We start from the raw sequence: 21,786 nt of genomic DNA on the forward strand, positions 1-21,786 counted from the left end.
AACACGAGCCCGCAGCATTGCGGGATGGCGGCAAATAGGCAGATCGTATTAGTTCAAACGTTTTTCGCCGGCGTCGCGACGTTCGCTACGCTGGCGCTGTTTCACACTGTGCATCCCGATGACACCAAAACCATTGGGGCACCCATGAATTTGGTGGACCGGAGCTTCGCCACGGACGGCGACGACGACGAAGCCCAACTGCAGCAGCAACTGCAAATTCAACAGGAGATTCAACAGTCCGAGCAACAGGCCGAACAGCAAGAGCAACTCGACCTTCAGGAGGCCCAGCAGGCCGAGCAGCAGGGCCAACAGGTCGAGCAGCAGGCCACCCTGTCCGTCCCCGGAAGCTGAACATTTTCGCGATCGGTCGAAATGTGTTTCGGCTCACCCCAGCCCGCTTCGGGTGAACCTTTGACGCGCCGGCTGTCGTCGGGTGGATATGACAGCAACAACGTATTCCACATCCGCGAACCACGCCGCCGCCCACGCGCGCGGTGCCCCGCGCATCGCGGGAACCGCGGTGGCCTTCACGCCGCATCGCTACGACCAGGAAGCGGTGGCGCGCGAGCTCACCGAGTTCACGGAGCCGGGTTTCATGCGCTTCGCGCAGACCACCGGCGTCGACCATCGCAGCCTTGCCCTGCCACTGTCGAGGTACCCGAAGCTGAGCGGATTCACCGAGGCGAACGACACTTACCTCGAGGTTGCCGTCGATCTCGGTGAGCGTGCGGTGCGTTCGGCGCTGGCCGCCGCGGGCATCGAACCACACGAGGTGGACACCATCGTGATGGTCTCGAGCACCGGGATAGCGGTGCCGACCATCGACGCGCGGTTGATGTCGCGAATCGGGCTGCGGCCCAACATCAAACGAGTCCCGCTGTTCGGGCTCGGCTGCGTGGCCGGCGCCGCCGGCATGGCACGGGTCCACGATTACCTGCGCGGCTACGCGGGGGATGTGGCCGTGCTGTTGTCGGTGGAGCTGTGCTCGCTCACGCTGCAACGTGACGACACCTCGATCCCGGCCCTCATCGGTGTGTCGCTGTTCGGCGACGGCGCGGCCGCGGTGGTCGCCGTCGGCGCCGACCGAATCCGGCCGGGCCGCAACGCCGATCGGGGCCCGCACGTCCTGGCGACGCGCAGTCGCGTCGTTCCCGAGACCGTCGATGTCATGGGCTGGAACGTCAGTTCCAGCGGCTTTCAGCTGGTGATGTCGCGCGACGTCCCGAAGATGGCCGACGACTATCTGCGCGCAGAGGTCGACGGCTTCCTGGCCGACCATGATTTGTCCATCGCGGATGTCTCGACCTGGGTGTGCCATCCCGGTGGTCCGAAGGTGCTCGATTCGATCGAGAGCGCACTGGGTCTCCCGCCGGAAGCGGTGGCCCACAGCCGAGACTCCATGCGGGAGAACGGAAATATCTCGTCGGCGTCCGTGCTCGACGTCCTGCGCCGCACGGTGGCGCAGCCGCCGCCGGCGGGATCGCTCGGGGTGATGCTTGCGATGGGTCCGGGCTTCAGCTTCGAGTTGCTGCTGCTGCAGTGGTGAGGGAGTGACCATGTACTACTACCTGTTCATCGTTGCGATCGGCGCCGAGCGGTTGGTCGAGCTCGCGGTCGCCCAGCGCAACGCCAAGTGGTCATTCGCGCGCGGGGGCAAGGAATTCGGACGCGACCACTACCCGGCGATGGTGAGCATGCATGCGCTGCTTCTGGTTTCGTGCATCGTCGAGGTGTGGACGATGGGCCGCCCGTTCGTCCCCTGGTTGGGATGGCCGATGCTCGCCGTCGTGGTGCTGAGCACCGTCGTCCGCTGGCGGTGTGTGGCGGTGCTCGGCAAACGCTGGAACCCGCGCCTCATCGTGCTCCCGGGCGCGCCACTGGTGCGGGACGGGCTGTACCGATGGGTCCGTCATCCCAACTACACGGCGGTCGTGGCGGAGGTTGCCGCGCTGCCACTGGTTCATTCGGCGTGGCTTACCGCGATCGTGTTCAGCCTGGCGAACGCCCTGGTGCTCTCCGTGCGGATCCGCGCCGAGAACGCCGCCTTGGGCTACGCCTAGCGATGTCAGGGGGCGACGGGACGGTTCGTCCACTCCCGGCCGGCCCGGCGCGACGAGCGGAACCAGCCGCCCGCCGCGCCGGTGCCGCCGTCCGTCGGGATGGTGTGGCCGGTGACGAACGCCGACAGCTCCGACGCGAGGAAGAGGATCACGCGGGCCTGGTCCTCCGGTAATCCCATCCGCCCGACCGGCACCCACTGCGGCCACTGCGTTTGCTCGTCCGGCGACAGCCACTGCGAGTACGGGACCTGCAGCGATTCGGTGACGTCAGGGCCGATCGCGTTGACCCGCACCCCGTCTCGGCCCACCTGCACGGCCAGGCTGCGCGTGAAATGGATGACGGCGGCCTTGAAGGCGGCGTAAACCGGATCCTCGGGATAGCCGCGCAACCCCTCGACCGATGAAACGTTGACGATCGAGCCGGCACGCTGCTCGATCATCGCGGGCAGAAACGCGTGCGTGACGAGGAAAACGTGGTGCAGGTTGATGCGGTACAGCTCGTCCCACAGGTGTGGGTCGGTGTCGACGAAGCCGCCCGGATGCCGCAACCAGTGGCCCACGTTGTTGACCAGCACGTCCACCCGGCCGTAGCGATCCAGCACGGTCCGCGCCAGCGCGCTGACCTGGCCCTCGTCCCGGACGTCGGTCACGGCCGCCAGGCCCGAGCCGCCCGAGGCCGCGATCTCGTCGACGACTCGCTCGGCGAGGCCGGCGTCGATGTCGGCGATGACCACCCGGGCGCCGTGCTGGGCGAACAGGCGTGCGGTTGCCGCGCCGATACCACCGCCACCGCCGGTCACCACCGCGACCCGGTTGGCCAGCAGCGCGCCGGCCTGCATCGGCTCTGTCATGGTCATATCTTGAGGCACTCGGGTCGCGGCGGACGGCATTACCCAACTTCCGCGGGCACCAAACAGTGAGGAAGCCAACATTTGCCCGGGGTTCATCGGGCGTTTTTGCCGATTTGGGGCGGGTATTCGATCTACCTCTACGAAAGTTGAATACAAATGCTGACCAAGCCAGACCGGCGCCGCATATTGCCAAGCCAGGCAATGAACAGGCGGGTGCACCATCGACACAGTCCGCAATCATTTGCGGTGTCGTTGGCCAGTCGGCTTATCGTCAAGAACATAGTGCGCGCGTGGGCCATTCAGCCGAATTTGCATTGGCCGCTGGGGTACGTCGACGAGATGGCCGGTTTGCTGCAGCATTTCCCGTCCGCGGCGAGCATCGAAACGGTGCGGCTTGACGGCTGCGCCGCCGAATGGGTTCGCGCGCCCGGCGTCTCGTCCGACCGGGCGATTCTCTATCTGCACGGCGGCGCGTTCCTGACCTGCGGCCTCAACACCCACCGATCACTGGTGACCCGTCTGTCGAAAGCGGCGGACGCCGCGGTGCTGACCGTCGGATACCGCAAGCTGCCGTCCCACCAGATCGCCGACGCGATCGAGGACGGAATGTGCGGACTCCGCTGGCTGCAGGACCGCGGCTACGACGGGGACCAAATAGTGGTGGCGGGCGACTCGGCTGGAGGATACCTCGCCTTCATGATCACGCTCGCCGCCATCCGAACCGGCCTGCTCAGGCCGGCCGGCGTCGCGGCGATCTCGCCGTTCACCGACGCGGACCCGGCCCGAAAGCTGCGGCACCGCAACGCGCGCCGGTGCTCGATGTTCACCCGCGGCGCGCTCTCGATGTTCGCCCGGTACCTCGGCGAGGTGCGCGTTCCGCAGGGCAACGGCACGTCCGCGCGCCGTGTCGAGTCGCCGGTCGACGCGGACCTCTCCGCCTTGCCGCCGGTCGCCATCCATGTGAGCTCCGACGAACTACTGCTTCCCGACGCCGAGCTGATGGCCGAGCGGTTGCAATTCAGCGGAGTTCGCTGCGACCTTCACCTGTGGGACGGCCAAATTCACGACTTCCCGTTGGCGGCCGACGTATTGCCGGAAGGCCGACGGGCCATTCGCTATCTCGGCGATTTCATCAAAGAGGTCACCGGGGAAGTGAACTCCGTGCCGTACGGTGTCGCCGCGGCGGGATAGTCGCTATTCAGGGATAGAAGCCTTTGGCGGCCCCGGATCGGGCCGTCATTTGCGTCGTTCGGGTTCCTCGAGATCGGGGCCGGGGAGGACGGCTCCCGCTGTTGCTGCCGCGTGGAAGCCGTCGCTCTCAGCGGCAGCCCCGTCGCCGTCCCGCCTAACCCTAGGTCGTGCCAGGCGTTGACTAGTTCGCCTGCAATCGGGCCGGCTGCCGATACAGTTGGTCATCGTGAGCCCACCAGCCCCGCCAGTGCTGACCGTGCGGTACGAGGGATCGGAGCGCACCTTCGCCGCAGGCACCGACGTCGTAATCGGGCGTGATCTTCGCGCGGACGTCCGCGTCGCACACCCGCTGATCTCCCGGACGCACCTCATCGTGCGATTCGACCAGGGACGATGGATCGCCATCGACAACGGCAGCCTCAACGGGCTCTACGTCCACAACCGTCGCGTGCCGGTCGTCGACATCCAGGACGGTCTGCGGGTCAACATCGGCAACCCGGACGGACCGGCGCTGACCTTCGAAGTCGGCCGGCACCAGGGTTCGGCCGGGCGGCCGCCCCTCACCACGTCGATACCGATCTACACCGCGGGCACACCGAGCGCCCCCGCGCCCCAGAGCCAGCCGCAGCAGGTCGGCCCGCCGTGGCCCGGCCAGCCGCAGCAGTCGCCGTCGGCCCCGGTCCGCCAGCCGACCCATCCGCCGAGCGCGCCCAGGCCGGTCCATCCGCCCAGTGCCCCCCAGCCGATCCATCCCCCCAGCGGGCCGCAGCCGATCTATCCGCCCAGCGGGCCGCAGCCGTGGCAGCCGGCCGCTGCACACCCGACGGGGGCGCCCAGCGAACCGCAGCAGGCGCCGAAGATCTACCGGGCACAACCCATGCAGGTGCCGCCCGCGGAGTCCGAGACCGGCCACGTCCCGGAGCCGGCGAGCGGGGAGACCGGCCGCGTCGGCGATGCCGCGAACATCGCGACGTCGATGATGAAGATCCTGCGGCCGGGTCGAACCGGGTTGGTGTCGATGCCCGGCGCAGTCAAGATCGGCCGCGCCAACGACAACGACATCGTCATCCCCGAGGTGCTGGCATCGCGCCACCACGCGACCCTGATCCCCACGCCGCAGGGCACCGAGATCCACGACAACCGCAGCATCAACGGGACTTTCGTCAACGGCACCCGGGTCGATTCGGCCGTGCTGCACGAGGGCGACGTCGTCACGATCGGCAACATCGACCTCGTTTTCGCCGGCGGCACGCTGGCCCGGCGCGACGAGTCCGCGACCGCGACCCGCACCGGTGGCCTCGACGTGCGCGGGGTGACGTGGACGATCGAGAACAACAAGGTGCTGCTCGACGACATCTCGCTGGGCGCGCAGCCCGGAACGCTGACCGCCGTGATCGGCCCGTCGGGGGCGGGAAAGTCGACGTTCGCCCGATTGGTGGCCGGCTACACGCACCCCACCAAGGGCACGGTGTCCTTTGAGGGCCACAACGTTCACGCCGAATACGCCTCGCTGCGCAGCAGGATCGGGATGGTCCCGCAGGACGACGTGGTGCACGGGCAGCTGACCGTGCAGCAGGCGTTGATGTATGCGGCCGAGCTTCGGCTGCCCCCCGACACCACCAAGGACGACCGCGCGCAAGTAGTCGCGCGGGTGCTCGAGGAACTCGAGATGACCCAGCACCTGCACACCCGGGTGGACAAGCTGTCCGGCGGACAGCGCAAGCGCGCCTCGGTGGCACTGGAGCTGCTGACGGGGCCGTCGCTGCTGATCCTGGACGAGCCGACGTCCGGCCTGGACCCGGCCCTGGATCGCCAGGTGATGACCATGCTGCGGCAGTTGGCCGACGCCGGTCGCGTGGTGCTCGTGGTCACGCACTCGCTGACGTACCTGGACGTCTGCGACCAGGTCCTGCTGCTCGCGCCGGGCGGCAAGACGGCGTTCTGCGGGCCGCCGAGCCAGATCGGCCCGGCGATGGGCACGACGAACTGGGCCGACATCTTCAGCACGGTCGCGGGCGACCCCGACGGCGCGAAGGCCCGCTACCTGGCGCGCACGGGACCGCCCCCGCCGCCACCGCCGGCGGAGAAACCCGCCGAGATCGGCGACCCGTCGCACACCAGCCTGTTCCGGCAGTTCTCCACGATCGCGCGGCGGCAGGTGCGCCTGATCGTGTCCGACCGCGGCTATTTCGTGTTTTTGGCGCTGCTGCCGTTCATCATGGGCTCGCTGTCGATGTCGGTGCCCGGCGATGTGGGCTTCGGTAGACCCAACCCCATGGGCGCCGCGCCCACCGAGCCGGCGCAAATTCTGGTGCTGCTCAACGTCGGGGCGGTCTTCATGGGAACGGCGCTGACGATTCGGGATCTGATCGGCGAGCGGGCGATCTTCCTGCGCGAGCAGGCGGTCGGCTTGTCGACGTCCGCCTACCTACTCGCGAAGGTGTTCGTCTACACCGTGTTCGCGGTCATTCAGTCCGCGATCGTAAGCGTCATCGCGATCCTCGGGAAGGGCGGCCCGACGCAGGGTGCGGTGGCGTTGGGCATTCCCAACCTGGAGCTGTTCGTCGACGTCGCGATGACGACCGTCGCCTCGGCGATGCTCGGGCTGGTGTTGTCATCGATTGCCAGGTCGAACGAGCAGATCATGCCGCTGCTGGTCGTGGCGGTGATGTCGCAGCTGGTGTTCTCCGGCGGCATGATTCCGGTCACCGATCGCCTCGGGCTGGACCAAATGTCTTGGGCCACACCGGCGAGATGGGGCTTCGCCGCGTCGGCCTCCACCGTCGACCTGCTCAGCCTGCAGGACAAGGTTCCGCAGACGCCGCACGACTCGCATTGGCGTCACACGGCCGGCGCGTGGTGGTTCGACATGGGCATGCTGATATTGCTCTGCGCCGTGTACCTGGGCTTCGTGCGCTGGAAGATTCGGCTCAAGGGCGGCTGAGCCTCAGCGGCGGTTGAGGGTGCACTAGCGTTTTTCGGTGTGCGTCCGGGGCCGGCTTCACACTGAGAGCCCAGGGTTCACGCTCAAAGCCCTAGGCGCCCTTGCGGACCGCCTGCTCGGCGGCGGCGCGCATCCGGTCCGACAGCTGAAGCAGGGCATGCTCACCGACCCCGTGCGGCACCGTGTAGGCAAGCTGCCGTAACTCAAGGGCGCAATCGCGCAACTCCTGGCGGAGGCGGGTCTCAAGGGTGGGCATGGCTTCTTCCTCTACGCGTGGCGGCTGAGAAAATCTTCGCAGCCCGGCCACCGTTCCGCGATCCCGGTGAAGCGTTTTTACGGGAGATTGACAGGGTTTTTACATCTGATGAACGGGATCCAACTCGACGCGCAGCAGCGCGGCCCGGCGCGTGATGCCTTGCGGGGGAGCGGTGGTGCCGCCGTCTGTCGTGACGAAGGCGACGCGTCCGTGCTCGCCGGGACCACGCCCCCACGCGGCGCTTGACGGTCCGACCAGCGTCTCGTCGAACGGGTCGCCGGCGATGTGGCGGACCTCGCTGCCGTGCCGTGGCGCGAGCGGCACCCGATCGATGGTGTTGGCGCGATGCTTTGTGACGTAAGCGAATCCGGCGTCCTCGTCGAGGCAGAAGTCGTCGGCATTATCGATCGCGGCGACGAACTGCGGCGCCCCGGCCGGATCGAGCGTGGACGAATCCACGGGGACGCGCATGAACACCTTCTGCGCGGTTGAGGTGTAGTACAGGTAGCCGGTCTGCGCGCCGTAACGCACCCCGTTGACCCCCGGCTGCGGCGGCGGGGGCACGCCGCTGTCGGGATCATCTCCCATCGTGTCGTCGGCGAGCCATACCCGGGCCGTCGCGCTGCGGGCGTCATCGGCGAGGTCCACGCGCCAGATCAGTCCGGCATAGCAGTCCGCGATCGCCAGCACGTTCGGCCCGAGCAAGCAACTGCCATTCAGGGCGCGGACGCGGTCGTCGAACGTGAACATGAGCTCCGGCGATACCGACGCTCCGGGCGCCCAACCATTGAAATCGATTCGGGCCAAATGCGATTCATGGGTGGTGTAGCCCTCGGTGAGGCAGACGACGAACACGTCGGGCGCCACCTCCGCGATGCCGGTGCTCGGGTGATCGAAGGTGTGCACCAGAACCGGTTCGGCGACCGCTCCGGGCTCCGTGGGCGGAACCCACCAGAGTTCTTTGTGCACGACATCGGTGACGAGAATCGACCCGTCGGCGCGCACGGCGAGGTTTTCCAGGAAGTACCGCTGCGGGAAGAAGGCGACGGGCGTCATCGTGACGGCGGGCAGTGGGGGCAGGGCCATGCTTATTGCGCCAATCCCTGGGCATTGGCCGGGACGTCGAAGGCGCTCAGCGTCATACACACCATGGTGAACCAGCCCAGCAGCACGGTGACGTCCACGATGCCCGCGTCACCGAGCAACTCCCTGGCGCGCCGGTAGAGGCCGAGCGGCACGACGCGTGCGGCGACCAACGCCGATGCCAGCTCGTAGATCACCTGCTGGCGCGGGTCGTCGAAAGACGTTGGCAGCCCGGCGATCATCGCTTCGACCTGCCGCGGGTCCAGGCGACCATCCCGCTCGGCGATGATCTCGTGTTCGTAGTTGGCGTATGGGCTGCGCCACCGGGCGTTGACGAGGGTGGTCGCGATCTCGATCTCGGCCTTCGTCAGCGTCGACTCGCGCTGGAAGTAGGCGCCGGTCGGGACAATCGTCCTCGACAGCGTGGGATTGGCGAGCCAAATCTTGTGCGGACCGGGAACCAGCCCCCGCAGTTCGCGGGTGAAGTTGTAAGCCTCTTTCATCTGCGGCGACATCTCGCCGACCGGCGTCTCGACGAACCGGCCAAATGTGCCGAAATCTGATCTCTCATCCACCGAGCAGAAGTACCGCGGTGCCGGGCTGTCGAAACAGGATCGCCGTGCTGCGGCTCAGGGGCGCACCGCGACGAAGGTCTCGTTGGGCACGCCGGCGGCCAGCCCGTCGACGTCGAAGGGTTCACGCAGCCGCGCGTGCAGCTTCGCGGGGTCGGTGAGCAGGCTGATCTCAGCGGTCTGGCGCGCGAACAGGCGACCGAAAAGCGGGTACAGCCAACGCATTAACGCCCGCTCCGAGCGGGTGCACCGCGCCGCGCAGTAGCCGACGTGGCCCAGCTCGTCGGTGAGGATCTCGGTGTAAAGCCGGTCGATCCGGGCGGCCACGTCCGGCTCGTCGGCGAACAACTCGACGCCCACCCGGCGCAACTCGTCGAACATGATGCAGCCCGCCATCTCCCCGGCGCCCACGAACGGGAACCCGATTCGCTCGGGCAGGAAAACTTCCATCTTGACGAATTGCCGCATCACGAACGGCGGCACCACGACCTGGAACGGCAGGCCGAACATGTCCAGCACGTAGCTCAAGAGCCGGGTGTGGTAGTGCTCCTCGAGCGCCAGATACACCCGCTCGGGCGGCTGGTCCGCGCCGCCGATCCGCCCGTACGTATCGCCCAAGTCGACGCCGAATCGCTCCGCCTGGTTCAGTTTCGCGGTGGCCAACAGGAACAACATCTCGCGGGAGAGCCCCGCCTCGGGTCGGCGGCGGCGCAGGTTTCGCAGGAACACGCGCTGATCGATGGGTCGGCTGGAGCGAACCGGGTCGGCCGCCAGCGACGCGAAGAATTCCTCCCGGCTGGACAGCCGGCGATGCAGCAGATCCGCGTCGCCGTCCCGACGCGCGAGAAAGTCCCGATAGCCCTCGATGGCCGTGCTGGTCATGATGCCTCCATTCCGTCGACGATGGTCTTGACGTATCGGTCCAGGAGCGCCACCCGGGACCGGGGCGCTGTTGCCGTGGTGACCAGCAATGCGAACAGCCCGGTCAGGAAGATGGCGCCGAGTTCGCCGGCGTCCGCGTCCGGCGACACCCGCCCGGCGGCCTGCGCGTCGGCGATCGCGGCGATGACGAACTCGGCCAGCGGGTGCTCGCCGAGCTCGTCCTCGATGGGACGCGTCGCGGAGAAGTGCAGCCCGAGCATGTCCCTGAAGACGACCGGACCCAGCCGCTCCTCGGCCGCGAGCACCTGGCGCACCAGCGACGTCAGCATCGACCTGAGGTCGCCGGGCGCACTGGTCTCGGTGGCCAGCATCGCCACGATCTTGGACTCTTCGTCGCGTTCCAGCTCGGCCAGCACGTGTTCCTTGGTCGGGAAATGGAAATAGAACGTGCCCCGCGCCACGCCGACCGCCGAAGCGATCGCGGCGACGTCGGTGCCCGCCAATCCCGACCTCCCGATCTCGGCGACGGCGGCGTCGAACAGGCGGGCGCGCGTCTGCAGCCGCTGCGCCTCCCGCGCGCTCACCACCTGCGTCGCCGACGGCATGCGAACGAACATACCCGGTTCATTGACGAGCGTCAATGACGACCGTCAGCGAACGGCGCGCGAATCGAAGCCCGGCCAATGGAACGGGTATCTGGCGCCGGCCGGCGTGCCTGAGCACACTGGGAGGGCACGTCACATGATGTGGGGCAAAGGGGCCGCGATGGATTTCGAACTGGACGCCGGGCAACGCGCGTGGCTGGCCGAGGTTCGCGAATTCCTCCAGGAGAACGTCACAGCGGAACTGCGGGCCGAACTCGCCGAGCATGACCTGGAGTTCCCCGACGGCGAAGTGGCCCGGTTTCGTCGCAAGATCGGCGAAAAGGGCTGGTTCGGGCTCAACTGGCCGCGCGAGTACGGCGGGCTGGGCCTCGGCGCCGTGCACCAGCACCTGTTGATGAGCGAGTTCGAATACTGGGGCGTGCCCGGGCCCGACCTGACCGTCACGTCGGTGGCGCCGATGATCATGCGGCACGGCACCGAACGGAACAAAACCGAATGGCTGCCACCGATCGCCAGGGGCGAAATGATTTGTGCGGTCGGCTATTCCGAGCCCGACGCGGGCACCGACCTCGCCAGCCTGCGCACCCGCGCGACGCGCGACGGGCGGGACTGGGTGATCAACGGCACCAAGACCTGGAACAGCGGCGCCCAGCGCGCCACCCACGAGTGGCTGTGCGTGCGCACCGACCCGAATGCCGCGCGCCACCGGGGGATTTCGGTCATCATCGTGCCGATCGACAGCCCGGGCGTCGAAATCCGCCCGCTGTACGCGTGGTCGGGCTATCGCACCAACGAGGTGCACTTCCGCGACGTGCGCGTCCCCGTCACCAACCTGATCGGCGAGGTCAACCGGGGCTGGACCTACATCACCGGCGCCCTCGACCTGGAGCGCGGTGCGCTGACCAACGCCGGCGATCTGCGCCGCGCCGTCGACGACTTGCACGCCCTTGCGCGAAGCCCGCGCCGCGACGGCTCGGTACCCGTGCGGGATGGGGCGCTGCGCCGCCGCCTGGCGCGAGTCGAGGCCGACGTGGAGGCGGCCACGCTGATGGGCTACGAGGCCGCCTCGATCCTGGACGGCGGCGTTATCCCGACCGTCGAGGTCAGCGTCGAGAAGGTCTTCACCAGCGAGTTGCGCCAGCGCATCGCCGAATTGGCGCTCGATCTGCTCGGGCCGGACGGCCTGCTGGCGCATCGCGGCCCGGACTCGCCGCTGGCTGGCAAGTTCGAACGGCTCTACCGGGCCGCCCCGCTGATGCGGTTCGGTGGGGGCACCAACGAAGTCCTGCGCGACATCATCGCCCAGCGCGGCCACGGGATGCCGTCGTATGGACGTTAGGCCGACCGTCGAGCGGCGCGAGTTCGCCGCAACGTTGCGCGCGCTGCTGGCCGCGGAGAGCCCGATCAGCCTGGTTCGCGGCCTGACCGATCCCGGCGCGGACCCACGCACCCCCGCGCTGTGGAAGGCGTTGGCCGACGCCGGTGTCTTCGGGCTGGCGATCGCGCAGCAGCACGGCGGTTCCGGGGGGTCGGCCGAAGATCTCGCCGTCTTCTACACGGAGGCGGGGCGCGCCCTGTGCCCGACGACGGCGCAAAGCACGATCCAGGCCGCGTTGGCGATCGATCAGCTTGGCCGCCAACCCGCCAAGGCCGAGTGGCTGCCGCGGCTGACGAGCGGCAGCGTTCGCGGCGCGACCGCGCTGTGGAACGCCCGCGACGCCGCCGTCATCACCCCGGTGCTTGGCGCCGAACCCGACTCGACCGGTGGCTGGCGGCTCACCGGCACGGCGGACTACGTCAGCGACGCCGACGTCGCCGACGTCGTCGTGGTGTCGGCCGCCGCCGGCGCGCGCACGCTGGTCTTCGTCGCGGACGCGCATGCGAGCGGCGTGACCGTCGAGCCGCTCGCCATGGCCGGCGGCCACCGGGCCTGCACGGTGCGCTTCGACGCCGCGGTCGTCGGCGCCGACGCGGTGCTCGGCGACGTCGACCGGACGGCCCTGCGGCGCGTAGCCAACACCGCGATGGCGCTGGGATCCCTCGACCTGGTTGGGGTCGGGCAGGCCGTGCTGGATCGCACCGTCGAATACACCAAGCTGCGCCACCAATTCGGCCGACCGATCGCGTCGTTCCAGGCGGCCCAGCACCTGGTCGCCAACATGCACATCGCCTTGGCCGCGGCACGATTGGCCGCGCACTCCGCGGTCTTCTGGCTGGCGCGCGGTCAGCTGGCCACCCGGCAAACGGCGATCGCGCGCATGCACGCCGCCGCCGCGGCCCGGCTGATCACCCGGGACGCCCACCAATTGCACGGCGGGATGGGCTATGTCACGGAAACCGACCTGCACCTGTGGAGCGAACGGGCGCGGCTGGGGTCGACGCTCGGCGGCGGCGCCGACGTCGCGGCGGCATGGCTGGAGGAGAGCATGAATGAGTGAGGACAGCTTGATCGACGCCGAATCGGCATCGCGCGTCGGCACCGTCGCCGCGTCCGCCACGGGCGAGGTGAACCGGCGCGATTGGCAGCGCTGGGCCGCGGCGGTCGGTGACCGCAACCCGTTATGGTTCGATCCGGAGTACGCCCGGGACAACGGCTTTCGCGACATCATCTGCCCCCCGCTGTTCCTGCAATACGCCGTCCTGGGTGTCACGCGGCTGGACGGGCTGCGCCCCGACGGATCCTCCGGTGCCGCCTCGGGCAGCCTCGCCTTTCCGCGCGCCCCCAAGCGGATGGCCGGCGGCGAGAGCTTCACCTTCCACCTGCCCGCCTACCACCGCGACGAGATCGAGATGGTCCGCACCATCGAATCCATCGTCGAAAAGCAGGGCCGCTCAGGAAGATTCGTCCTGGTCAGCTGGCACACCGTCTACCGCAACCAGCACGGCGATCTCGTCGCCGAAGCGTCGACGTCGATGATCGCGCGGCCCTAGGAGCGCCATGACCGACCAGGTGTTCTACGAGGACGTCGCCGTCGGCGACCGGATGCCCACGCTGACGGTCACCGTCGACGAAACGCAGCTGTTCTTCTTCAGCGCCGCCACCTACAACGGCCACCGCATCCACTACGACAAGGAGTGGGCCCGCACCGTCGAGGGCTACGACGACGTGCTCGTGCACGGGCCACTGCAGGCGGCACTGCTAGCCCGCGCGATCGGCGACTGGATCGGCGGACGCGGCCGCCTGGTGTCCTTCTCTGTACAGAACCGCGCCGTCGCCTATCCCGGCCAGCCACTCAGCTTCGGCGGCGAGGTGACGGGTAAGCGCCTCGCCGAGAGCGGCGCGGGCCTCCTGGATCTCGAGATCGCCGGCCGCCGCGACGACACCGTGCTGATGCCCGGAACCGCGACCGTCGAGCTGCCCCGACGCGGAACGCCGTCGTGACCGGGCTGCGCGGGAAAGCGGCGATCATCGGGATCGCCGAGCTGCCCGCCGAACGGCGCCCGACCGGGCCGCCACGGTTCACCCTCGACCAGTACGCGCTGTTGGCGAAGCTGGTCATCGAGGACGCGGGCGTCGACCCCGGCTGCGTCAACGGCCTGCTCACCCACGGGGTGGCCGAATCGGCGATGTTCGCGCCGGCCACGCTGTGCGAATACCTCGGCATGGCACTGGATTTCGGCGAGCGGGTGGACCTCGGCGGAGCCACCTCGGCGGGAATGGTGTGGCGCGCCGCGGCGGCCGTGGAGCTCGGCATCTGCGACGCGGCGCTGGCCGTCGTCCCGGGGTCGGCCGCCCTGCCGCAGTCCCAACGGCGGCCGCCGCCCGCACCGAATTGGTATGGGGCGTCGTCGAACGCCTACGGCTCCCCGCAGGCCGAGTTCGAGATCCCGTACGGCAACGTCGGCCAGAACGCCCCCTACGCGCAGATCGCCCGGCGCTACGCGGCCGAGTTCGGTTATGACGCGGCCGCCGTCGCCAAGATCGCGGTCGACCAGCGCGCCAACGCCTGCGCGCATCCGGGCGCCGTGTTCCACGGAACCCCGATCACCGTGGACGACGTTCTCGCCAGCCCGATGATCGCCGATCCCATCCACATGCTCGAGACGGTGATGCGGGTGCACGGGGGAGCCGGGGTCCTGATCGCCAACGCCGACATCGCGCGCCGAAGCCGCAACCGCCCCGTCTGGGTCAGGGGCTTCGGTGAGCACATCGCCTTCAAGACCCCGACCTACGCCGACGACCTGCTGCGCACGCCGATCGCGCGCGCCGCCGAGAAGGCGTTCGCGATGGCGGGGCTGGACCGGTCCGACGTCGACGTCGCTTCGATCTACGACTGCTACACCATCACGGTGCTGATGAGCCTGGAGGACGCCGGCTTCTGCGCCAAAGGCCAAGGCATGTCCTGGGTCAGCGACCACGATCTCACCTACCGCGGCGATTTCCCCCTCAACACCGCGGGCGGTCAACTGTCCTTCGGTCAGGCCGGGATGGCCGGGGGGATGCACCACGTCGTGGACGGGGCGCGTCAGGTCATGGGCCGGGCCGGCGATGCACAGGTGCCCGGCTGCGACGTCGGGTTCATCACCGGCAACGGCGGGATCATGAGCGAGCAGGTCGCCCTGCTGATCCGGGGGGACTAGCGTGACCGCCGAATACCCCGTGCCCGAGCCCACGCCGGTCTCTCAACCTTTCTGGGACGGCCTGCGCCAGCACCGAATCCTGGTGCAGTACTCGCCGTCGCTGCAACGCCACGTCTTCTACCCGCGCAGCCTGGCCCCCGGTTCCCTTGCCGACGACCTGGAATGGCGCGAAATCGACGGCGCCGGAACGCTGTACACGTTCACCGTCGCGCGCCGGCCCACCGGCCCGCCCTGGGCCGACGCCCTGCCGCAACTCCCCGCGGTGGTGGCTTGGGACGCCGGGCCACGGGTCAGCACCGAATTGGTGGACATCGACCCGGCCGACATCCGAATCGGAATGCGGGTTGCGCCGGTGTTTTACGATCTGCCCGAGAGCGGAATCACCTTGCTGAAGTATCGGCCGGCGTGACCGGCGCAGCGGCGGAGGCCACCATGGACGACCCGATCGATGGCGTCGTGCAGGCGATGCTGCGCGAACTGAACGACGGATTCCCGCGCGTCGAGGCGATGACCGGACCCGAAGCGCGCGCCGCGGTCGCCCAGCGACGGGTGCCCGTCGACAATCTCGGGGACGTTCGCGACACCATCGACCACGCGATCCCGGGCCCCGCGGGCGCCATCCCGGTACGGATCTATCACCCGCACGGCGAGCTGTTCGGCCGCCGCCCCGGGATCGTCTTCTACCACGGCGGCGGATTCGTGTTCTGCGACATCGAGTCCCACGACGGCTTCTGTCGCGCCCTGGCGCGCGGCGCCCAAGCCGTCGTCGTCTCCGTCGGCTACCGCCTGGCCCCCGAACACCCCGCACCCGCCGCCGCGCTCGACGCCTTCGCCGCGTTCTGCTGGGTGGTGGAACACGCGGGCGGGCTCGGCATCGACCCCGCGCGGACGGCGGTCGCCGGCGACAGCGCCGGCGGGAACCTGGCGGCCGTCACCGCGATCCTGTGCCGCGAACGAAGCGTCTCCCCGCCGGCCGCCCAGCTGTTGCTCTACCCGGCCATCGACCCGTCGTTCGACACCGACAGCTACCACCGCTACGGCACCGGATACTTCAACACCCGCGCCGCGATGCAGTGGTACTGGCGGCAATACCTCGGCGCCGACAAGCTCGTCGACCCGCCCTACCTGGTGGCGCCCGCCCGAACGGATTCTCACGCGGACCTGCCCCCCGCGGTGATCGCGACCGCCGGGCTGGATCCGCTGCACAGCGAGGGATGCCACTATGCGCACCGCCTGCGCAGCGCCGGGGTACCGGTCGTGCATCGCGATTTCCCGGGATTGTTCCACGGCTTCATGACGATTCAATCCTTTCCGCCGGCCGCCCCGGCGCGCGAGATGATCTGCGGCGACCTGCGCGGGCTCCTCGCGCCGACGCGTTGCGAGGCGACATGACCGATAGCGACGTCATCGTCATCGGCGCGGGGTTCGCCGGGCTGTACGCCGTGCACCGGGCGGCCGCGGCGGGGCTGTCGGTGATCGGCATCGAGGCGGCCCCAGACGTCGGCGGCACCTGGTACTGGAACCGCTACCCGGGCGCGCGGTGCGACGTCGAAAGCGTCGACTACTCATACTCATTCGACGAGGAACTGCAGCAGAGCTGGACCTGGACGGAACGCTTCGCCGCGCAGCCGGAAATCCTGGCCTACCTGCGCCACGTGGCCGACCGATTCGACCTGCGCCGCCACTACCGGTTCGGCGTCAACGTGGTCGGCGCCGCCTTCGACCAGGACGACGGGCGCTGGCACGTCCGCACCTCCGGCGGCCAGGAGCACGCCGCGCATTATCTGTTGTGCGCCACGGGCTGCCTGTCGGCGGTCAACCGCCCCGCCATTCCCGGCATCGACGACTTCGCCGGCGAGGTGTACTTCACGGCCGAGTGGCCAGACGAGGATCCGGACCTGCGCGGCAAATGGGTGGGGCTGATCGGCACGGGTTCGTCTGGCATTCAAGCGGTTCCGGTCATCGCCGCCGAGGCCGAGCGGCTGGTGGTGTTCCAGCGCTCGGCGAACTACAGCATCCCGATGCCCAACCGCCCATGGTCACCCGAGGAACAGCAACAGATCCGGGAGGAGTATCCGGAGCGCCGCCGGCTCTCGGCCTACGCCTCGGCGGGCACGCCGCACGGCACCTACCACAAGAAGGCGGTCGACACCGAACCGCCCGAGCGCGTCGATGCCCTGTGGCGGCGCTGGCGCGAGGGCGGCGTGCTGTTCGCCAAGACGTTCCCCGACCAGAACAGCGACCCGGCGGCCAACGACATCGCCAGGGAATTCGCCGAGGAACGCATCCGGGAAATCGTGCACGATCCCGTCGTCGCCGCCGATCTCATCCCGGTCGACCACCCGATCGGGACCAAGCGGATCTGTACCGACGCAGGCTATTACGCGACGTTCAACCGCGACAACGTCTGGCTGGTGAACCTGCGCCGCGAGCCCATCGAATCCATCACCGGTGAGGGCGTGCGAACCAGCGAAGCCACCTACCCGTGCGACGTGCTGGTCTTCGCGACCGGCTTCGACGCGCTGACCGGCGCGCTGACCCGGATCGACCCGAGCGGGCCCGGGGGAGTGCGGCTGCGCGGCGTCTGGGCCGACGGCCCGCTGACATTTCTCGGCCTGATGGTGCCCGGCCTGCCCAACCTGTTCACCATCAGCGGGCCCGGCAGCCCATCGGTGCTGGCCAACATGGTGCTGCATGCCGAGGTGCAGATCGACTGGGTGATCGAGCTGATGCTGACCGCCCGCCGACTCGGCCTCAGCGAGGTGGAACCGCGCCGCGACGCCGCCGAGGCCTGGACCCGCCACGTGGCACAGGCCGCTGACCAGACGCTGTTCCCCAAGGCCGCGTCGTCGTGGTACCTGGGCGCCAACATCGAAGGCAAGAAGCGCGTATTCATGCCCTACGCCGGGGGATTCGGTAACTACCGGCGGCACTGCGACGCGGTGGCCAGTCGGAACTATGCCGGGCTGGTGCTGACCACCCGATGACCGAGACTGTGCAGCAGCTGCTACGCCAGCGCCGCAACGACGACACGCCGGCGGTCGCCCACGGCGACCGGACGTGGACCTGGCGGCAACACCTCGCCGAAGCCGAGGCGGAGGCGGCCGCGCTGATCGGCCTCGCCGACCCGGCCCGTCCGCTGCACGTTGGCGCGCTGCTCACCAACTCCCCGGCGATGCTGCGCGCCATGGCCGCCGCCGCGCTGGGCGGCTACGTGTTGTGCGGGATCAACACCACCCGGCGTGGGCCGGGGCTGCTCGCCGACATCCGCCGATCCGACTGCCAGATCCTGCTCGTCGACGGCGAGCACCTGCCCCTGCTGGAAGGCCTGGCGCTCAACGGGATTCAGGTCATCGACGTGAGCTCGACGCGCTACGCCGACGCGGTGGCCGCGGCCCCGGCCCTCGTTCCGCATCGCGAGGTCACCGCCGCGGACACCCTGATGATGATCTTCACCTCCGGCACCAGCGGCGACCCCAAGGCCGTCCGATTCGCGCACGGCATGGCGATCATGTGCGGAACCAGCCTGATCTGGCAGTACGACGTCACCGCCGCGGACGTCTGCTACCTGGCCATGCCGCTGTTTCACTCCAACGGGATCGCCGCTGGCTGGGCGGTCGCCATCGGCAGCGGCGCCACCATGGTGCCGGCCAAGTTCTCCCCGTCGCGTTTCATCGACGACGTGCGGCGCTACCAGGTGACCTACCTGAACTACGTCGGCAAGCCGCTCGCGCTGATCCTTGCCACGCCCGAACGTCCCGACGACGCCGACACCTCGCTGCGGATCGCGTTCGGCAACGAGGCGACCGATCGCGACATCGACGAATTCGCACGGCGTTTCGGATGCCGCGTCATCGACAGCTTCGGCTCCAGCGAGTTCGCGGTGATCGTGGTGCGCGAGGACGGCGCCCCGCTCGGCTCGATCGGCAAGCCCTACCCGGGAGTCGGCATCTACAACCCGCGAACCCTGACCGAGTGCGCGGTCGCGAAGTTCGACGAGCACGGCGCGCTGACAAACTTCGACGAGGCCGTCGGCGAACTCGTCAACACCCAGGGCGCCGGACCGTTCACCGGCTACTACAACGATCCCGCCGCGACGGCCGAGCGCATCCGGCACGGCATGTACTGGTCGGGCGATCTGGCCTACCGCGACGCCGACGGCTGGATCTATCTGGCCGGGCGCACCGCGGACTGGATGCGGGTGGACGGCGAAAACCTGGCGGCCGCGCCGATCGAGCGGATCCTGGAACGGCTACCGCAGGTCGGCCAGGTCGCGGTTTATGCGGTGCCCGACGAGCGGGTCGGCGACCAGGTGATGGCCGCACTCGTGCTCCGCGACGAAACCCCGTTGGAGCCAGCAGATTTCGAGAAGTTCCTCGCCTCGCAGCCCGACCTGTCGCCCAAGGCGTGGCCGCGCTACGTGCGGATCAACGACGACCTGCCCGCGACCGCTACCAACAAGATCCTCAAACGGGAGTTGATCGCCGCCGGCATCACCGCGCAGGATGGGGTGTTGTGGACCCGCGCGGCGCGCGGCACCACCTACAGCGTGACGCCGTGACTCACCCGGCCTCGGCGGGCGCAATCTGGCTGATCTGTTCGGTGGCCGCTAAGGCGGGCTTCCACCATTTCGCCAGGGCCAACAATTCGGTGACCTCCTCGTCGAGGGTTGTCGCTCGGGCGCGCAGGATCGTTGCCACGTCGGGGGATCCGGGTGTCGCGCCCGCGGTCTTGGCTCTGGCGGCGTGAGCCAGTTGTAAGGCTTGCGACGCCGCGTCGTGTTCGGCGGTTGGCACCGAGTTTGCCTGGAGGAACCGGGCCAGCTCCTGCGGCGCTATGTCGCGGAAATAGGGACGCAGGTGCAGGATCGCGTCGCGGATTTCGATAATGGTTTGGTGTAGCTGCAGGGTGGTTTTTTGAAATCGATAATTGTCGTGGTCGAGGTTGAAACTGCTTTCCGGGACCACCGTCGTCAAGCTTGCCCGTAAGGCGGCCAGGTTTTTCCAGGAGCGGCTGGTGGGATCCAGTCCGAGGTAACGCAGCACTCGCGCTACGAGCGGAACAGCTCCGAAGCCATACACGATGACCGCTATGCAAAAGGCCTCAAAGCTGTGCAACCACAGCCGGAACCTCAGGGTGTCGGTCCAGCCGAGCTGATCGGTTGCGGCCGAGACCAGCGCTTCTAGGCAGGCTGCTGCGGTCAGCACACCGACCAGTAGCCCGCCGACGGCCAGGAAGAGGTCACGTTTCTGCGTGCTCTTTCGCACCTCGGCTGCGAACATCCGAATAGCCCGAGCCGCCAGAAGGAGAATCATGGCCGTATAGAAGCTGCAGGCCAAGACTCCGTCCCAGCCGCCGGCGACTTCAAGGGTTTGACCGGCAACGCGGGCACGGGTGGCCGCGACCAGGTATGCCACGCATAATATGACCGCGGCCAGGCGGTAATAGCGGTGACCCCGGCGCGTTTCGACCGGTGAGAGCCGAGTCCACAACATCGTGAAGCCAATGAATTCGGTGGCGGCGAAAATCATTGCCGCGGAGGATAATTGCTGGGCGGTGGTGACGGTCAACAGGGCCGATTTGGACAGTACGACTTCTACATCGTGCTCACGCAGGAGCTGGATCAGCAGGATCCAGACCATCAGATTGCTGTAGTACCTCTCGTAGAGGTTGGTCCTGCACCAGCGGAAGCGCGCGGCGAGGAGCAGCGCCATCGCGATGATCACGGGCCAGGCGATGAAGCCTGGGACGGTGGAGGTCATCGCCGATGGAAGAAGGCGCTACGCATCATCATCGACGAGCGTTCGTTGGCTTCGGCGGCTGCGATCATCAGCAGGGAAGCGAACATTTCGGCATCGCGCTCTTGCTCGCTGCCGCCATTGCTGCGTCCGAGCACCGCGTGCACGGTTTGAGGATCGATATCGGGCAAGACCTGGCGGCACAGGTCATGTTCGCGCCCCTTGTCTGGGCCGAAAGCAGGACTTCGGTGGTGACCAAGGAGCATGTGCCCGATCTCGTGACCCACGATCTGGTCGATGTGGTAATCGGTGGTCCCGATCTCGTGCAGGATCAGGTCGTCGTTGTCGCGAGCCAGCCACAGTCCGCATGGACTGTCGGCCAGAGCGGCGGTGTCGGTCGGAATTAATCTGATTGGGCGGCCCCGCAATTCAGCCAGATTCCGGATGAAGACATCCCTGTCCCAGGGGACCGGGATCGGCTGGCGGCGCGCCAGCGCCAAGATGTCACCGTTCGAAAGTGTCATTAGGCCTCCGCCTCACCGCCGCCTGAGTGCGCGATCGGCGGAAGCCGCTCAAGTTCGCGAACGCGGTCAAGTATCAGGGCCACACTGTTGAGCGCCTGCGGAGTGAGGCCGCTCGCACGCATCGCCAAGTCGCGTACGCCGCCGTCACGCAACGCCTGCAATAGATTGAGTTGGGCGTCGATCTGTGGGTTCGGATCACGATCAACCAGATAGCTGGCCGGTACTCCGAAAAACTCGGCGATGGCGCGCAAATGCTGGACCGTCGGGTTGTCCTTGACTCCGCTCCTGAGTTGCCATAGGTAGGCCGGGCTGATCGAGACACCGGTTTGGCTGGTGATCGCGGCCGCGGCGGCGGCATTCGACAGTGGCGGCGTGTCCGGCCGACGCATTACCTCGAAAAGCTTGTCGAGACGGGCCGCCAGATCGCCCTTCTCCGCACCTTCGTCGGCGTCCATGTGTACTCCTGTTTAAACTGAGCGCCATCGGCGTGTACTCATGT

At 68.2% G+C, this 21,786-nt stretch carries 23 protein-coding genes; 14 read left to right on the forward strand and 9 right to left on the reverse strand.

All coding sequences use genetic code 11. The features are described 5' to 3' along the window. The first annotated feature begins 24 nt into the window (after window positions 1–24). The 3 genes from AC5Y4S_RS27310 to AC5Y4S_RS27320 all read left to right on the forward strand — a co-directional run bounded on the left by AC5Y4S_RS27310 (window position 25) and on the right by AC5Y4S_RS27320 (window position 2,060). Window positions 25–351, forward strand: coding sequence for a hypothetical protein (locus AC5Y4S_RS27310; RefSeq protein WP_500035689.1), 327 nt, complete (start codon window positions 25–27; stop codon window positions 349–351). Between the two features lie 88 nt (window positions 352–439). After that, entirely contained in the window at window positions 440–1,546 is a 1,107-nt protein-coding gene (locus tag AC5Y4S_RS27315; RefSeq protein ID WP_500035690.1) for a type III polyketide synthase, read from the forward strand. A 10-nt stretch (window positions 1,547–1,556) separates the two neighbouring features. Continuing rightward, on the forward strand, window positions 1,557–2,060 hold the full coding sequence (locus AC5Y4S_RS27320) for an isoprenylcysteine carboxyl methyltransferase family protein (RefSeq protein ID WP_500035691.1): 504 nt from the start codon (window positions 1,557–1,559) through the stop codon (window positions 2,058–2,060). Window positions 2,061–2,065: 5 nt separating this feature from the next. Here the strand turns inward: AC5Y4S_RS27320 and AC5Y4S_RS27325 are convergent, their stop codons facing one another. Continuing rightward, entirely contained in the window at window positions 2,066–2,911 is an 846-nt protein-coding gene (locus AC5Y4S_RS27325) for an SDR family NAD(P)-dependent oxidoreductase (protein WP_500035692.1), read from the reverse strand. Window positions 2,912–3,067: 156 nt separating this feature from the next. Between AC5Y4S_RS27325 and AC5Y4S_RS27330 the strand changes: the two genes are divergently transcribed. Further along, complete coding sequence (locus AC5Y4S_RS27330) at window positions 3,068–4,102, forward strand: alpha/beta hydrolase (protein ID WP_500035693.1); 1,035 nt, start codon at window positions 3,068–3,070, stop codon at window positions 4,100–4,102. A 223-nt stretch (window positions 4,103–4,325) separates the two neighbouring features. After that, window positions 4,326–7,046, forward strand: coding sequence for an ATP-binding cassette domain-containing protein (locus tag AC5Y4S_RS27335; RefSeq protein ID WP_500035735.1), 2,721 nt, complete (start codon window positions 4,326–4,328; stop codon window positions 7,044–7,046). 91 nt (window positions 7,047–7,137) lie between these two features. On the opposite strand, the gene AC5Y4S_RS27340 is transcribed toward AC5Y4S_RS27335, so the two are convergent. The 5 genes from AC5Y4S_RS27340 to AC5Y4S_RS27360 form a co-directional block, all read right to left on the reverse strand. Next, complete coding sequence (locus AC5Y4S_RS27340) at window positions 7,138–7,302, reverse strand: hypothetical protein (protein ID WP_193376463.1); 165 nt, start codon at window positions 7,300–7,302, stop codon at window positions 7,138–7,140. Window positions 7,303–7,401: 99 nt separating this feature from the next. Then, window positions 7,402–8,388 carry a hypothetical protein gene (locus AC5Y4S_RS27345; protein WP_500035694.1) on the reverse strand — a complete coding sequence of 329 codons (987 nt, stop codon included), beginning with the start codon at window positions 8,386–8,388 and terminating at the stop codon, window positions 7,402–7,404. 2 nt (window positions 8,389–8,390) lie between these two features. Continuing rightward, window positions 8,391–8,960 carry a carboxymuconolactone decarboxylase family protein gene (locus AC5Y4S_RS27350; RefSeq protein WP_500035695.1) on the reverse strand — a complete coding sequence of 190 codons (570 nt, stop codon included), beginning with the start codon at window positions 8,958–8,960 and terminating at the stop codon, window positions 8,391–8,393. Between the two features lie 54 nt (window positions 8,961–9,014). After that, window positions 9,015–9,839 (reverse strand): hypothetical protein, encoded by an 825-nt coding sequence (locus tag AC5Y4S_RS27355; protein WP_500035696.1) that lies wholly within the window; start codon window positions 9,837–9,839, stop codon window positions 9,015–9,017. Then, window positions 9,836–10,444, reverse strand: a complete 609-nt coding sequence (locus AC5Y4S_RS27360; protein WP_500035697.1) for a TetR/AcrR family transcriptional regulator — start codon at window positions 10,442–10,444, stop codon at window positions 9,836–9,838. The genes AC5Y4S_RS27355 and AC5Y4S_RS27360 overlap by 4 nt, the downstream gene beginning before the upstream one ends. Window positions 10,445–10,604: 160 nt before the next feature. Between AC5Y4S_RS27360 and AC5Y4S_RS27365 the strand changes: the two genes are divergently transcribed. Genes AC5Y4S_RS27365 through fadD1 form a run of 9 tightly spaced genes read left to right on the forward strand, consistent with a single transcriptional unit; the run spans window position 10,605 to window position 19,586 of the window. Continuing rightward, window positions 10,605–11,783, forward strand: coding sequence for an acyl-CoA dehydrogenase family protein (locus AC5Y4S_RS27365; RefSeq protein ID WP_500035698.1), 1,179 nt, complete (start codon window positions 10,605–10,607; stop codon window positions 11,781–11,783). Then, on the forward strand, window positions 11,773–12,882 hold the full coding sequence (locus AC5Y4S_RS27370) for an acyl-CoA dehydrogenase family protein (RefSeq protein WP_500035699.1): 1,110 nt from the start codon (window positions 11,773–11,775) through the stop codon (window positions 12,880–12,882). Before AC5Y4S_RS27365 ends, AC5Y4S_RS27370 begins: the two co-directional genes overlap by 11 nt. Then, a complete protein-coding gene (locus AC5Y4S_RS27375) occupies window positions 12,875–13,375 on the forward strand; it encodes a MaoC family dehydratase (protein ID WP_500035700.1) in 501 nt (166 codons plus the stop codon). The genes AC5Y4S_RS27370 and AC5Y4S_RS27375 overlap by 8 nt, the downstream gene beginning before the upstream one ends. Window positions 13,376–13,382: 7 nt before the next feature. Further along, the gene (locus AC5Y4S_RS27380; RefSeq protein WP_068137228.1) at window positions 13,383–13,826 is read left to right on the forward strand and encodes a MaoC family dehydratase; all 444 of its coding nucleotides are present in this window, start codon (window positions 13,383–13,385) and stop codon (window positions 13,824–13,826) included. After that, window positions 13,823–15,025, forward strand: a complete 1,203-nt coding sequence (locus AC5Y4S_RS27385; protein ID WP_500035701.1) for a thiolase family protein — start codon at window positions 13,823–13,825, stop codon at window positions 15,023–15,025. The genes AC5Y4S_RS27380 and AC5Y4S_RS27385 overlap by 4 nt, the downstream gene beginning before the upstream one ends. A 1-nt stretch (window position 15,026) precedes the next feature. Continuing rightward, window positions 15,027–15,434, forward strand: coding sequence for a Zn-ribbon domain-containing OB-fold protein (locus AC5Y4S_RS27390; RefSeq protein ID WP_500035702.1), 408 nt, complete (start codon window positions 15,027–15,029; stop codon window positions 15,432–15,434). Between the two features lie 23 nt (window positions 15,435–15,457). Next, window positions 15,458–16,417 (forward strand): alpha/beta hydrolase, encoded by a 960-nt coding sequence (locus AC5Y4S_RS27395; RefSeq protein WP_500035736.1) that lies wholly within the window; start codon window positions 15,458–15,460, stop codon window positions 16,415–16,417. After that, complete coding sequence (locus AC5Y4S_RS27400) at window positions 16,414–18,012, forward strand: flavin-containing monooxygenase (RefSeq protein WP_500035703.1); 1,599 nt, start codon at window positions 16,414–16,416, stop codon at window positions 18,010–18,012. The genes AC5Y4S_RS27395 and AC5Y4S_RS27400 overlap by 4 nt, the downstream gene beginning before the upstream one ends. Then, on the forward strand, window positions 18,009–19,586 hold the full coding sequence (gene fadD1 / locus AC5Y4S_RS27405; protein ID WP_500035704.1) for a fatty-acid--CoA ligase FadD1: 1,578 nt from the start codon (window positions 18,009–18,011) through the stop codon (window positions 19,584–19,586). The genes AC5Y4S_RS27400 and fadD1 overlap by 4 nt, the downstream gene beginning before the upstream one ends. A gap of 1 nt (window position 19,587) precedes the next feature. Here the strand turns inward: fadD1 and AC5Y4S_RS27410 are convergent, their stop codons facing one another. Genes AC5Y4S_RS27410 through AC5Y4S_RS27420 form a run of 3 tightly spaced genes read right to left on the reverse strand, consistent with a single transcriptional unit; the run spans window position 19,588 to window position 21,742 of the window. Beyond that, on the reverse strand, window positions 19,588–20,787 hold the full coding sequence (locus AC5Y4S_RS27410) for an MAB_1171c family putative transporter (protein WP_500035705.1): 1,200 nt from the start codon (window positions 20,785–20,787) through the stop codon (window positions 19,588–19,590). Further along, complete coding sequence (locus tag AC5Y4S_RS27415; protein ID WP_500035706.1) at window positions 20,784–21,287, reverse strand: hypothetical protein; 504 nt, start codon at window positions 21,285–21,287, stop codon at window positions 20,784–20,786. The genes AC5Y4S_RS27410 and AC5Y4S_RS27415 overlap by 4 nt, the downstream gene beginning before the upstream one ends. Continuing rightward, window positions 21,287–21,742, reverse strand: coding sequence for a helix-turn-helix domain-containing protein (locus AC5Y4S_RS27420; protein WP_500035707.1), 456 nt, complete (start codon window positions 21,740–21,742; stop codon window positions 21,287–21,289). The genes AC5Y4S_RS27415 and AC5Y4S_RS27420 overlap by 1 nt, the downstream gene beginning before the upstream one ends. Window positions 21,743–21,786: the final 44 nt, after the last annotated feature.

It is taken from the genome of Mycobacterium sp. NGS64, from assembly GCF_059812245.1.

Coding starts and splice junctions, on each gene's coding strand:
- AC5Y4S_RS27310 (WP_500035689.1), top strand. CDS start 25: ATGGCGGCAAATAGGCAGATCGTATTAGTTCAAACGTTTTTCGCCGGC.
- AC5Y4S_RS27315 (WP_500035690.1), top strand. CDS start 440: ATGACAGCAACAACGTATTCCACATCCGCGAACCACGCCGCCGCCCAC.
- AC5Y4S_RS27320 (WP_500035691.1), top strand. CDS start 1,557: ATGTACTACTACCTGTTCATCGTTGCGATCGGCGCCGAGCGGTTGGTC.
- AC5Y4S_RS27325 (WP_500035692.1), bottom strand. CDS start 2,911: ATGACAGAGCCGATGCAGGCCGGCGCGCTGCTGGCCAACCGGGTCGCG.
- AC5Y4S_RS27330 (WP_500035693.1), top strand. CDS start 3,068: ATGCTGACCAAGCCAGACCGGCGCCGCATATTGCCAAGCCAGGCAATG.
- AC5Y4S_RS27340 (WP_193376463.1), bottom strand. CDS start 7,302: ATGCCCACCCTTGAGACCCGCCTCCGCCAGGAGTTGCGCGATTGCGCC.
- AC5Y4S_RS27345 (WP_500035694.1), bottom strand. CDS start 8,388: ATGGCCCTGCCCCCACTGCCCGCCGTCACGATGACGCCCGTCGCCTTC.
- AC5Y4S_RS27355 (WP_500035696.1), bottom strand. CDS start 9,839: ATGACCAGCACGGCCATCGAGGGCTATCGGGACTTTCTCGCGCGTCGG.
- AC5Y4S_RS27360 (WP_500035697.1), bottom strand. CDS start 10,444: ATGCCGTCGGCGACGCAGGTGGTGAGCGCGCGGGAGGCGCAGCGGCTG.
- AC5Y4S_RS27365 (WP_500035698.1), top strand. CDS start 10,605: ATGGATTTCGAACTGGACGCCGGGCAACGCGCGTGGCTGGCCGAGGTT.
- AC5Y4S_RS27370 (WP_500035699.1), top strand. CDS start 11,773: ATGGACGTTAGGCCGACCGTCGAGCGGCGCGAGTTCGCCGCAACGTTG.
- AC5Y4S_RS27375 (WP_500035700.1), top strand. CDS start 12,875: ATGAGTGAGGACAGCTTGATCGACGCCGAATCGGCATCGCGCGTCGGC.
- AC5Y4S_RS27380 (WP_068137228.1), top strand. CDS start 13,383: ATGACCGACCAGGTGTTCTACGAGGACGTCGCCGTCGGCGACCGGATG.
- AC5Y4S_RS27395 (WP_500035736.1), top strand. CDS start 15,458: ATGGACGACCCGATCGATGGCGTCGTGCAGGCGATGCTGCGCGAACTG.
- AC5Y4S_RS27400 (WP_500035703.1), top strand. CDS start 16,414: ATGACCGATAGCGACGTCATCGTCATCGGCGCGGGGTTCGCCGGGCTG.
- fadD1 (WP_500035704.1), top strand. CDS start 18,009: ATGACCGAGACTGTGCAGCAGCTGCTACGCCAGCGCCGCAACGACGAC.
- AC5Y4S_RS27410 (WP_500035705.1), bottom strand. CDS start 20,787: ATGACCTCCACCGTCCCAGGCTTCATCGCCTGGCCCGTGATCATCGCG.
- AC5Y4S_RS27415 (WP_500035706.1), bottom strand. CDS start 21,287: ATGACACTTTCGAACGGTGACATCTTGGCGCTGGCGCGCCGCCAGCCG.
- AC5Y4S_RS27420 (WP_500035707.1), bottom strand. CDS start 21,742: ATGGACGCCGACGAAGGTGCGGAGAAGGGCGATCTGGCGGCCCGTCTC.